Annotated in this window: 8 protein-coding genes; 4 read left to right on the forward strand and 4 right to left on the reverse strand. The window is 67.9% G+C overall.

Annotated features, from left to right (window positions below; all coding sequences use genetic code 11):
- From VMJ70_09950 to VMJ70_09960, 3 genes are all read left to right on the forward strand, one after another.
- Positions 1-691, forward strand: a 691-nt coding sequence (locus VMJ70_09950; protein HTO91444.1) for an FAD-dependent oxidoreductase, incomplete at its 5' end; no start/stop codon positions are given.
- Between the two features lie 135 nt (positions 692-826).
- Complete coding sequence (locus VMJ70_09955; protein ID HTO91445.1) at positions 827-1,747, forward strand: SMP-30/gluconolactonase/LRE family protein; 921 nt, start codon at positions 827-829, stop codon at positions 1,745-1,747.
- A gap of 53 nt (positions 1,748-1,800) precedes the next feature.
- Positions 1,801-2,568: an SDR family oxidoreductase gene (locus VMJ70_09960; GenBank protein HTO91446.1), complete on the forward strand. Its 768-nt coding sequence runs from the start codon at positions 1,801-1,803 to the stop codon at positions 2,566-2,568.
- 5 nt (positions 2,569-2,573) lie between these two features.
- Here VMJ70_09960 and VMJ70_09965 read toward each other — a convergent pair whose 3' ends face one another.
- Together VMJ70_09965 and VMJ70_09970 are read right to left on the reverse strand one after the other, a co-directional pair.
- Positions 2,574-3,356, reverse strand: coding sequence for an amino acid racemase (locus tag VMJ70_09965; protein HTO91447.1), 783 nt, complete (start codon positions 3,354-3,356; stop codon positions 2,574-2,576).
- Between the two features lie 266 nt (positions 3,357-3,622).
- The gene (locus VMJ70_09970) at positions 3,623-4,954 is read right to left on the reverse strand and encodes a M28 family peptidase (protein ID HTO91448.1); all 1,332 of its coding nucleotides are present in this window, start codon (positions 4,952-4,954) and stop codon (positions 3,623-3,625) included.
- A gap of 130 nt (positions 4,955-5,084) precedes the next feature.
- On the opposite strand from VMJ70_09970, the gene VMJ70_09975 reads away from it, so the two are divergent.
- Positions 5,085-6,776, forward strand: coding sequence for a mechanosensitive ion channel family protein (locus VMJ70_09975; GenBank protein HTO91449.1), 1,692 nt, complete (start codon positions 5,085-5,087; stop codon positions 6,774-6,776).
- 189 nt (positions 6,777-6,965) lie between these two features.
- Here VMJ70_09975 and VMJ70_09980 read toward each other — a convergent pair whose 3' ends face one another.
- Entirely contained in the window at positions 6,966-7,604 is a 639-nt protein-coding gene (locus VMJ70_09980; GenBank protein HTO91450.1) for an NADPH-dependent F420 reductase, read from the reverse strand.
- A 10-nt stretch (positions 7,605-7,614) separates the two neighbouring features.
- Positions 7,615-8,503: aldo/keto reductase (locus VMJ70_09985; protein HTO91451.1), on the reverse strand; the 889-nt coding region annotated here is incomplete at its 5' end.

Raw genomic sequence — 8,503 nt, forward strand, 5'->3', positions numbered from 1 at the left:
CAAGACCTTCAAGTGTCCGCCCGCACCGAGCGAAGCGGCGCTGCTGCTGCACGACTATCTCGAGGCCCGCGGCCTGCGCAGGGCCGCCGAGATCCTGCTGGTGATGCCGTTCGGCACGCCGATCCCGCCCTCCCCCGACACCTCGCGAGCGATCCTCGCCGCGTTCGCCGAGCGTGGCATCACCTTCGTGAAGGACAATCTGGTGCAGTCGCTCGATCCCACCCGCAGGGTGGCGATGCTGAGCGATGGCCGCGAGCTTCCGTTCGCGCTGTTCCTCGGCATACCGGTGCATCGAGTGCCGCAGGTCGTGGTCGATTCGGGACTCGCGGCGCACCGGCACGACTGGGTGCCGGTGAACAAGCAGACGCTCGAGACGCGCTTTCCCGGCATCTACGCGGTTGGCGACGTGAACGGCGTCGGCACGCCCAAAGCCGGCGTGTTCGCCGAGGGCTCCGCACGAGTAGTCGCGCAAGCCATCATCGCGAACCTGCGTGGCGGCGCCGCTCCGGAGGCCTACAAGGGACAAGGCTCCTGCTACGTCGAATTCGGCCACGGCGAGGTCGGTCGCGTCGACGTCGATTTCCTGAGCGGCGAAAGGCCCACCGGAACGCTGCAGGCGCCGTCCACGGCGCTGGTCGCCGAGAAGCAGGAATTCGGCGCGAGCCGGCTGCGAAAGTGGTTCGGGAAGTAGCGGGGCGCTCTCGCGCCGGCCGCCGCGCGCGGGAAGCGGCATGTTCGAAGCCTGCTCGATGAGCGTTCTTGGAAGGCGTCCCCGATGCGCGTAGCATCGCGCTCTTCGGTGATCCGCCCTTTCGAAAGGACTCCCATGCAAGTCCGTGGGCTGCTCGGAATCGCTCTCGCCCTGATGTTCTCCGCCGCGGCGGCGAAGGCGCAGGAAGTGACCGTGGTGAGCGACGTGCTCGGCCCCGAGGGGCCGCTCTTCATCGACGGCAACCTCTACTACGTGGCGTGGACGACCGGGTCACTCTCCCGCTGGGACGGCAAGACCACCACCGTGCTCAATTCGATGCCCGGGTGCAGTCACAATGGCCTCGCCCTGACGAAGCGGAAGACCTTCCTGCTCGCCTGCACCGACGAACATGGGGCGATCCTCGAGCTGGACATGACGGGCCGGCAGCTCCACCGCTGGGATGCCGACGACCGGGGCCGCCCGTTCACCGGTGGCATCAACGACGTCGTGGTCACCCCGAATGGCGGTGCGTATGCCACGGTCTTCGGCCCCTATCACGAGGTGCCCACCGAGGTCGCCGGCAGGATCCTGTACCTGGCCCCCGGAAGCCAGAAATGGATCGAAGTCGCGAACGACTTGAATTACGCCAATGGCGTCGGCGTCTCGCCCGACCAGAAGACGCTCTATGTGAGCGAAACGGTCGGCAATTGCATCCTCAAGTTCTCGATCCGTCCCGATGGCTCGCTCGGCCGGCGAGCGAACTTCGCGCTCCTGAATCTGCTGGTTCCGGACAAGCATCGGTCGTGGTGGCTCGGTCCCGACAGCATGAAGCTCGATCGCAAGGGCAATCTGTACGTCGCTCAATGGTTCGGCGGAAAGATCCTGAAGATCTCCCCCGACGGGAAGCTGCTACACGTGTTCCCGATCGCAGCGGGCGACGGCACCACGAACGTCGCATTCGGCCCCGGCGAGAAGGATCTGTACGTGACGGTGGTGAAGGATCCGAACGATCCCAAGGCCAGGGGAAGCGTCGTGCGGGTTCCGAACGTCGAGTAGGGACCCGGGCGCGCGCATCCGCGGGACCGACTGCAACCGAAGGCTCGAACCGCATGCAGATCCGCTTCGATCAGAGAGTCGTCATCGTCACCGGCGCCGCGCACGGCATCGGGCGCGCGATCGCGCTGGCCTTCGCGGAGCTCGGCGCGCGCGTGATCGGCTGCGACCTGCTGGCCGAGGAGCTGCGCGAGACCGAGCGGATGGCGGCCACCGGCAGCTCGCGGCTCACCGCGCGTCCGCTCGACGTCACGAGCCGTGATGCGGTTCAGGCGATGGCGGGCGAGACGCTCGCGACGTTCGGCCGCATCGACATCCTCGTCAACGACGCGGGCGGGGTGCTCGGGCAGGTGGGCCGGCCGCTGGAAGAAGTCTCCGAGTCGGACTGGGGCGCGATCGTGGCGGCGAATCTCGATGGCGCGTTCTTCTGCAGCCAGGCGGTCGCCCCGGCGATGAAGGCCGCCCGCTACGGCCGGATCGTCAACATCTCGAGCGGCGCGGGCCTGGGCGTCAGCCTGACCGGCATCCAGGCTTACGCGGCGGCGAAGGCCGGGCAGATCGGGCTCACGCGCCAGCTCGCGCACGAGCTGGGGTCGTGGGGCATCACGGTCAATTGCGTGGCGCCCGGCTTCGTGCGTAGCAATCCGAGCACCGAACGACAGTGGGAGTCGTACGGCGATGAAGGACAGCGGCGTCTGGTCGAGGCGATCGCGCTACGCCGCCTCGGCACGCCGGACGACGTCGTCCCCGGTGTGCTGTATTTCGCGAGCGAGTTTGCCGGGTGGACCACCGGCCAGACGCTGGCGATCGACGGCGGGCGATGAGTCGTTCACAGGCGAGCCGGGGAAGCTCGCGCGCCTCGTCCGGAAGGATTCCCGGCTGGAACCGCTTCGATTCGGCCGCCGCGCCACGCCGGTTTGGGAGCGAGTCCGAGCGCGACCGCGACGGCACTGCGCGCCAGCAATCGCGTCGAATCGAGGGTCGGCAACGGTGAGACCTCGGGTGTCACCAGCAGCGGGATCTCGGTGCAGCCGAGCGCGACGGCGTCGCAGCCCGCGCGCTTCAGATCATCGATGATGCGCAGGTACTCGCTTCGCGACTCGTCGCGAAGGAGGCCCTGACAGAGCTCGTCGAAGATGACGTCATCGACGAGTTTCTGATCCTTTGAGCCCGGCGTCTTCATCGCGAGCCCGGCGCGTTCGAATGCCGCCGGGTAGACGTTCCCGGACATCGTCCATTGGGTGCCGAGCAGCCCCACGCACGCGCGGCCATCGGCCTTCGCCTGTTGCGCCACGAGCTCGGCGATGTGGAGTCCCGGCAGCGGGAGCGGCGGGCCGTCGAGCTCGAGCGCCGCGTGCGCGGTGTTGTCGGGGCAGATGAAGAAGTCGCAGCCGGCGTCCGCCAGCCTGAGCGCGGTGCGCGCGAGCTGCGCGCGCACCGAGACGAGATCGCCCGCTTCGTAGGCAGCAAGCGCCGGCTTCATGGGCAAGACCGAGAGCGTGATCTCGGGATGATCGTGGGGGCCGAGCCGCCGCGCGCTCTCGCGCACCGTCTCGAGGAAGCAGAGCGCGGCACCGTCCGCGGAGTGCGCGAGTATCCCCAAGTGAAGCATGCGGCGATCCTACCGCACGCGCGGCTCCACTCGCGGTGGCGATCGGGCGCCAAACTGGGCGCGGGTCGCCTCTCCAACCGCGGGCAGCATCGCTTCCTGCGCCCTGCCCGGCAATGCCCAAGCGGGGCGCGGCGTCCGGCATACGGACCCGCCGCCATCGGATTGCCGGCGACTACAGCGAAGGTGGCGGCCTGGTTGAACACCGGAGGCGGAGCGCCCCACTTGATGTCATCCGGAGTGGTGAGCCCGTGTGTGGGAATCTACCTCTACCGCACCGGCGTCGGAAACGCCGGCACGCCGCGATGGCCCTGGGCATCCACCGCGCGCACCGCGAACAGCCAGTTGTCCTTGGAATAGGGCAGCGTCACCGCCGTCACGTTGCCGACGTCGGTCAGGTCGGTCCAGGTGGCATCTGTGGTCTTTCGCCGCACTACTTCGTAGGACGCGGCGCCGGGGACGGCGTGCCAGGTGAGCTGCGTCCGGTTGTCGAGCGCCCGGGTCAGGACGAACGCCGAGTCCGAGCGCCCCGGTCCCATGGCCAGCGACGCCAGCACCGACACGTTGTAGCGCGTCACCCGTGCCAGGTAGTCGAAATCCATGTACTTCTGAAGATCGCCGTATGCGACCCCGTTCTCGGTGCGCACGTCCTGGTGCTGGTGCGTGAAGGTCTCCACCGGTTCGACGAATCGGATGGCGGCGAATCCCTCCGCGTTGAACGATTCGTGATCGCCGCCTCGCAGGAAGCGATCGGCGCGGAAGATCAGCTGGCCGTGGAATCCGGTCTGGTAGCGATCGCCGATCTCCTGCGCGTAACGCGCCAGCTCGCGCGACGGTGAATCGTTCTCGTTGCCGATCAGATTCACTCTCGCGGGATCAGCGCCGGCGGCGAGCGCCTCGGAGAAGATGCGCACCTGGTCGGGATTCCTCTCGCCCTGATCCCCCACCGACGCGCCGATGATGTCGTTGTTGAGGTCGCCCTGCACGTCCACGCCGGCGTCTTTCAGGGCCCTGGCGTGGTGGGCCGATCCGAACAGCCCCTGCTCCTCGGAGTCGTAGGTCGCGAAGATGACGGTGGCATGAGTCGGCAGAGCCGCCATCACCCGGGCGGCTTCGATCACCGCCGAGGTCCCCGATCCGTTGTCATCGGCCCCGGGCGCGTCCTTGGTGGTGTCGGCATCGTCGGAGTTGCGCGAGTCGTAGTGGCTCGACATCACGTAGGTGCGGGTGCCCGGCTCATCGCCCTTGAGCGTCGCGATGACGCTCGAGATCTCGACGTCACGAACGATCCGCCTGCCGTCGGCCTTCTGGACGTAGCTGTCGTAGGCGACGGTCATGCGGCCGTGGCTCGCCCTGGCGATCTCTCGGAACTGGTCGGCGATCCAGGCGCGAGCGGCGAACACGCCCCGGTTGTTGACCATCCTTTCGGAGAACGTGCTGCGCGTGCCGAAGGAAACCAGCTTGGCGTCGGTGGCTTGGAGGCGGTCGGGCGACACGCTGGCCATCGCCGCGGCGATGGCCGGGTCGGGGCCCGGCGGAGGAGCGGCTTGGGCGGCGGGGATCAGCGCGAGCGAGAAGAGCACGGGCACGAGTCTGCGCATCGAGTCTCCTTGTGATGGCCGGGCGCGGCGTGGGACGCGCGCGGTGGAGCACCAACATCGAGGTAGCGGGTCCGCCGTTTGCGGGATCCTCACAGTGCTAGGCTACCCTGCAGTCGGGAGAACCGGAAAGATGAGCCCTCGATACCTCGTTCGATCCATCCTGGTGGCACTGGCGCTCGCCGGCGCGCTGCCGGCGCAGGCCCAGGACTCCGCATCGGCCGTCGAGAGGCGGATCCACGACCTCCTCGCCCCGGTGATCTCGGCAGGACGCGCGCGGGATTCCCTCTCCGCGCTCGCCGACCGGGCCAGCGGCGAGAGCAGCATCATGCTCGAGGAACAGGTCTGGCAGCGGCAGCTCGAATTCCAGGCCGGACTGCTCAAGGCCACCGACGAACTCCTCAAGCTCAAGAAGATCGGAGTCGACCTTGGGCCGGCGCGGGCCATGCTCGAGCGCTCGATCCAGACCGGCTGGCCTCGTTATCTGAAACAGCTGGAACGACGCGAGCCGGTGATGGCCGCGATGCTCGAGAAGCGCAATGCCGCCACCGCCACCCAGCGTCTGGTGATCGAGAACGAGATCTCGGAGTACTCCGACCGCACCGCCCGGATCTTCCGCGATCTGGTGGAAGCCGTGCTGGCGGTCGAGCGGCTGGGGGTGGACGTCGCGCCGCAGCGCGCCTACCTGGTGGACAAGCTGGACGAGGTCGCGAACCAGACCAGCGCGAGAATCGTGGTGCTGGCTCGCACCGAAGCGCTGGCAAGCGCGAGCGCCAGCCGCACTCCCGGGGACAATGCCGCACGAACCGAGCTCGACGCCATCGAGGCGAGCTTCGATCGCACTCAGCGCAATCTCGAGACCGAGATCGCCCTGCTCGAGCAACTCGGCAGCGACGCCACCGCGCTCAAGGTCACGCTGATCGTCCAGACCGGCGAGCTCAACGCGTTCGTGCTCCAGCCGCGCGTGATTGCTGGCTTGCTCAGCTACTGGCGGCAGCAATTCGTGGACACGCTCATGACTCGCGGCGCCCATTGGTTGTTCCAGGCGCTGATGATCGTGCTGATCCTGTTCGGCTTCGCGCTACTCGGCCGGCTGGTGCGCGCGCTGGTGCGGCGGGGCGTGGCGCGTTCGGCATTCTCCCAGCTGCTCAAGGAGACCGCGACCAGCTGGTCGTACCGGCTGGTGATGCTGGTCGGGATCGCGTTCGTGCTGCGGCAGCTTGGTGTCCAGCTCGCGCCGATGCTGGCCGGCCTCGGCATCGCGGGCTTCGTGCTCGGCTTCGCGCTCCAGGACACGCTCGCCAATTTCGCCGCCGGCGGCATGATCCTGGCGTACCGACCCTATGACGTCGGTGACATCATCGAGGCCGCGGGAGCAATGGGCACGGTGCAGAAGATGAGCCTGGTCTCGACCACCGTGCTGACCTTCGACAATCAGACGTTGATCGTGCCCAATAAGAAGATGTGGGGCGACGTGATTCGCAACATCACGGCGCAGCCGTTGCGCCGCGTCGATCTGATGTTCGGCGTCAGCTACGCCGACGACATCCCCAAGGTCGAGCGACTGCTGAACGAAACGGTGGCGGCCGACGAGCGCGTGTTCAAGGATCCGGCGCCCGTCATTCGACTCCATCAGCTCGCGGACTCCTCGGTCAACTTCATCGTGCGCGCCTGGACGCGCCAGAGCAATTACTGGGAGGTGTACTGGAGTCTGACCCGTGCGGTGAAGCTCCGCTTCGATGCGGAGGGGGTCACCATTCCGTTCCCGCAGCGCGATCTGCACGTGAACATGCCGCCGGGAAGCGAGGGCAAGCCGCTCGGTTAGCGCCAGACACGGGAGCGCTTCTCGCACTCCGAACTCGTACGCCGCATCGCACGCTTGGACCGGCGGCCGGGCGCGAAGTCGAGTGGGCGGTGGGGCAATTCCTCCGCGATCGCGAGCGAGAGGACCTGAAGCTCGGCGGAGCTGAACGGCCGCCGAGCGGATCCTCCGTCGCAGCGATCCGGGACCGATTCAGTACCAGCTGAATCGATAGGCCAGCTCGGGCCCGCGCGTTCCGTCGTACGCGAGCCGAGCGATCAGCAGCGTGAACGGCTCGGTATAGCGCGCGATCCGCAACGGGCCCGCGTCGACCGGGTCGAAGCCGACATCGCGAATCAGCCGGGCGGCGACCTTCTTGGCGCTCTCGTCGTCGCCGCAGTAGAGCAGCGACGGGCGCGGCCTCTTCTTCCGGGACTCGAACACGTCGAACAGCACCTCGCTCGGCACGGTGCCGAACGCCGAGACGACCCGGGACTTCCTGAATTGCTTTGCCAGCGCTTCCGCACCCGAGGAAGTGTGAGCGATCACCAGACCAGTGTCGTCGGCGTTCATCGGCAGCGAACAGCTGATCACGACTTTGCCGGCGAGACCGCCGGCCTGCCGGGCCACGTCGCCGACCCGCGACCAGTGGACCGCGAGCAACAAGGCGTCGGCCTCGCTCGCGGCCTCGGCCGGCGTGCCGGCGCGCGCCTCTCTTCCCGCCTTGCGCGCGAGTCTCTGCAGTTTGCTCGCGCTGCGCGCGTAGCTGAACACCACGCGGTGTCCGGCCCGGGCGAAGATCGTCCCGAGCTTCCCTCCCATCAATCCCGATCCCAGAATGCCGATGCGCATGCCGTTCCCCTCAGCGATCGACCAGCGCCTGCTGGCGCTCGTTGTAGCGCGGCCCCGAGACCTTGTCGGGAGTGAGCGCGGCGTCCAGAGCGATCATGTCCTCCGGGCTGAGGGACACGGAAGCCGCGCCGACGTTCTCTTCCAGGTGCGCGCGCTGCCTGCTGCCGGGAATCGGCACGACATCGGCGCCCTTCTGCAGCAGCCAGGCGAGCGCGACCTGCCCGGCGGTGACGCGTCGCTTCGCGGCCAGCTCGCGCACCGCCAGCGCGGCCTGCATGTTGGCGTCGAAATTGGCCCCCTGGTAGCGCGGATCTCCGCGGCGATAGTCCCCTTCGGGATACTCTTCGGCGCGCCGGACGCCTCCGGTCAGGAAACCGCGCCCGAGCGGGGCGAACGGGACGAGCCCGATTCCGAGCTCGCGCAACAGAGGAAGGATGCGGGGCTCCAGGTTCCGCTCCCAAAGCGAGTACTCGCTCTGGAGCGCCGCGATCGGATGGACCGCATGCGCGCGTCGAATGGTCTGCTCGCCGGCCTCGGAGAGCCCCAGATGTCGCACCTTGCCGGCGGCGACGAACTCGGCCATGACACCGACCACGTCCTCGACCGGCACGGTCCGATCGACGCGGTGCTGGTAGAGCAGGTCAATGTGGTCGGTCTTCAGCCGACGCAGCGAACCCTCGACCACCTCACGGATGTGCGCCGGGTGGCTGTCGACCCCGTTGATCGCCCCCCTGGCGTCGAACTTGAAGCCGAACTTGGTGGCGATCACCGCCCGATCGCGCCTCCCGCCGAGCGCGCGGGCCAGCAGCTCCTCGTTGCGATACGGTCCGTACGCCTCGGCGGTGTCGAAGAAGGTCACGCCCAGCTCCAGCGCGCGATGAATCGTGGCGATGGATTCG

It is taken from the genome of Candidatus Sulfotelmatobacter sp., from assembly GCA_035498555.1.
GTDB lineage: Bacteria > Eisenbacteria > RBG-16-71-46 > RBG-16-71-46 > RBG-16-71-46 > DATKAB01.